Origin of the sequence: Aquiflexum sp. (assembly GCF_041749095.1) — a bacterium.
Classification (GTDB): domain Bacteria; phylum Bacteroidota; class Bacteroidia; order Cytophagales; family Cyclobacteriaceae; genus Aquiflexum.
Genome location: NZ_JBGTCA010000425.1, coordinates 1 through 3,049, shown reverse-complemented (window position 1 = coordinate 3,049; position 3,049 = coordinate 1). Strand labels below are relative to the sequence as shown.

The window sequence follows — 3,049 nt, the reverse complement described above, 5'->3', positions numbered from 1 at the left end:
ACTTCATCACCGATTTTAAGATCAGGAAGATCACGGAATTCTGATACTGGCACCAAACCGTCAGATTTGAAACCGATATTGATGATCACATCTTTGTCATTGATACCTACTACAGTACCTTTGATGACTTCTTTTTCTGTGATTTCATTCAAAGTGCCTTCGTAAAGAGCTTCCATTTCGGCTCTTTTTTCTTTAGAATAGCCCTCACCAAAACCTTTGGTGTCAAAATCGTCCCAGTTAAATTCTTTTTGATTAGACATATTATATATTGACCCTGTTTATCAACAACCCTAGGATCATGTGGGTTGAGGTTTTTAGTGTTAGATAAAATCCCTGAGAATCCGTCCCTGAGACCCCGTTCACCCGAACGGACTGCAAAGGTAAGGTTTTTTAGGAATTGTAAAATGTTTAGATTGAAAAATACCTTTTAATAGTTATCCCCTTCTTTGCCAATAATCCGATATTTTTGAAGAGGACGGAATCCCGATAGCTATCTGGACGAAGACCGAAGTCCGTGTATAGGATATTTAAGCCTCTTTCTAATTATATTGAACAATCAGTTTACATGCATCACTGCCTATTTACTTATTCATTTATCTTTTAATCCTTGAATGAAGTCAATAATATTGTAGAAAAACGAAACCCCTGAAATTACTTTCAGGGGTTGTTTGCAAACAGAGAGTTAGTAAATTGATTTAAGAATGCCCAAAATTAATCAATTATTCAGATTATGAAAATCTTCCAGTGGATTTATACGCTGTATGCAGCTTTGCTATTTATTATATTGATGCTGATTTTCGGATTGTTCATTGTTATTCCCCTTTTGTTAAGTTCTAGGGGAGGAAAAATCTCTTTTGTATTTATCCGGTTATGGTCTTCTGTTTGGTCTTTTTTGGTGGGAATTAGGTATCAAGTTCATGGCAGGGAACACATCGATCCAAATCAGCCTTACATCTATATCTTCAATCACCGCTCATTTATAGATGCGCCGGTCATTCCCATGGCCATCCACCAAGAGGTCAGGGCAATAGGCAAAAAAGAACTTTCCAAAATCCCTGTTTTTGGATTTATAGTTTCTCGAGTGGCTGTTTGGGTGGATAGAAAAGATGCTGATTCAAGAAAAGAGTCTGTAGAAAAACTATTAAAGATATTAGAAAAAGGTATTTCGATAGTGGTGGCACCTGAAGGAACCAGGAACAATTCCGGTCAGGCCCTATTGCCTTTTCAAAAAGGTGCTTTCAGGATTGCGTCCGAAACCGGCATCCCCATCATGCCCATGGCCGTCATCGGTGCTGACCGGGTTATGAAAAGAGGATCTATATTAATGAGACCAGGGGTTATCGATATTTATTTTTCCTCAGCCATTGAAACCACTACCTATTCCGGTGAAGAAGGACACATTAGGTTGGCTGATAAATGTTTTAATAGGTTGGAGGCTATGATTTTGACGCATGAGTAAGCCGTGAATTATTTAAAAAAAAAATTCCCATTTCAATAAATTATAGAAAGCAAAAATCAGTATCAAGAATTGATGAAATTAAGGTAGTTCTGAGAAAGTTTATCTGTAAATTTTACTGTATCTTAAAAAACTCAAAATAACAAAATGATGAACTCCATAAAAAAGCTTCGTTACAGAATGACATTAGTCTTTACCATAGTATTCACATTTAGCTTCTTAAACGCTTCGGGACAACACTTTAAAAATACTACTTCCATTTTCAACAATAAATCATTGGATGGTTGGAACGTACATCCTTCAAATAGTAGAAATCTTTGGAAAATTGAAAAAGGTGTTATTGTTGGTGGAGATGGTATTAAGAAAATAGAGGAAAACAATTACTTATATACAGAAGATATTTACGGTGATTTTGAATTTAGGTGTCTTTTCAGACTGACCGGAGATGCCAGCACAGGTTTAATTAATAGTGGAATACAATACCGATCAAATATAATTAACAATAATATGGTTGGATATCAAGCAGATATTGGGACTGGATATTGGGGAGATATTTATGATGAACACAGGCGAGGAAAACTAGTGGGGGGTGGTTTAGAAACTTTAAAGCATATTCTGTCAGAGAGTGGATGGAATAGTTACACGATTAGGTGTAAAGGGGACTTCCATGAAATATTTATTAATGGAGTAAAGACTGCTGAATATGAAGAGAAAAATCCTGAAATTCCAAAAAAAGGCTTGATTGGAATTCAGTTACATAGTGGAGGAAATGCAAAAATTGAATTTCGGGATTTGACTATTACTTATCTAAAAGAGAATTGAAACTGTCAAAAAAAATAATTATAATCATTGTAGATTATTTGAAAAAAAATGAAACCAGATAGAATCAAATTGCTTGCATCAATTTTTTCAATATCATTTTCTTTATTTTTTTATTGTACCTCACCTTCGCAAAATCAAACAATTAACACATCTCAGGAAGATGGCGCACTGACTCCTGAACAACAGCTGAAGAGTTTTAAACTACCTGAAGGATTTATAATTGAATTAGTTGCAAGTGAAAGGGATGGGATAATTAACCCTATAGATTTGACTTTTGATGAATCTGGAAGATTGTGGACCCAAACAGCTACCATGTATCCCTTAGATCCGATTTCGGATATCAAATGGCAAGATTTATTAAATCTTATGAATGACTCTGATGCCCAAAAAAACCATCCTGAGTTTAAAAGAATATCAAAACTTTATAAAGGCGAAACTAAAGGAGATGATAAAATCTTAATTCTTTCCAATCTTTTTGATGACTCCCCTTTAAACATTAATGTTTGGGCTGATGGCCTGACAATACCTCAAAGTATTCTTCCATATAAAAACGGGGCATTTGTTGCACAAGGCTCGGAACTTTTCCTGCTTCAAGACTCAAATAATGATGGGAAGGCTGATAAAAGAATTCCCTATTTTACGGGTTTTGGCTTTACTGATACCCATACCATGGCCCATACCCTAATCAGGGCTCCAGGGAATTGGATTCATTTCAGTCATGGGGCATTAAATAAAGGAGAAGTTACAGCCTTACAAAGTGATTTAAAATTA

The 3,049-nt window shown here is 35.4% G+C and carries 3 protein-coding genes and 1 pseudogene; 3 read left to right on the top strand and 1 reads right to left on the bottom strand.

The features are described from left to right. Window positions 1-260 (bottom strand): S1 RNA-binding domain-containing protein (locus ACEW8O_RS19310; RefSeq protein ID WP_373496265.1); only part of this gene is annotated, 260 nt, incomplete at its 3' end. Window positions 261-730: 470 nt separating this feature from the next. Between ACEW8O_RS19310 and ACEW8O_RS19305 the strand changes: the two genes are divergently transcribed. The 3 genes and pseudogenes from ACEW8O_RS19305 to ACEW8O_RS19295 all read left to right on the top strand — a co-directional run. Then, the gene (locus tag ACEW8O_RS19305; protein ID WP_373496264.1) at window positions 731-1,459 is read left to right on the top strand and encodes a lysophospholipid acyltransferase family protein; all 729 of its coding nucleotides are present in this window, start codon (window positions 731-733) and stop codon (window positions 1,457-1,459) included. A gap of 147 nt (window positions 1,460-1,606) precedes the next feature. Next, window positions 1,607-2,278, top strand: a complete 672-nt coding sequence (locus ACEW8O_RS19300; protein WP_373496263.1) for a DUF1080 domain-containing protein — start codon at window positions 1,607-1,609, stop codon at window positions 2,276-2,278. Window positions 2,279-2,326: 48 nt separating this feature from the next. Then, window positions 2,327-3,049 (top strand): annotated as a pseudogene (locus ACEW8O_RS19295) (hypothetical protein); the annotation flags it as partial.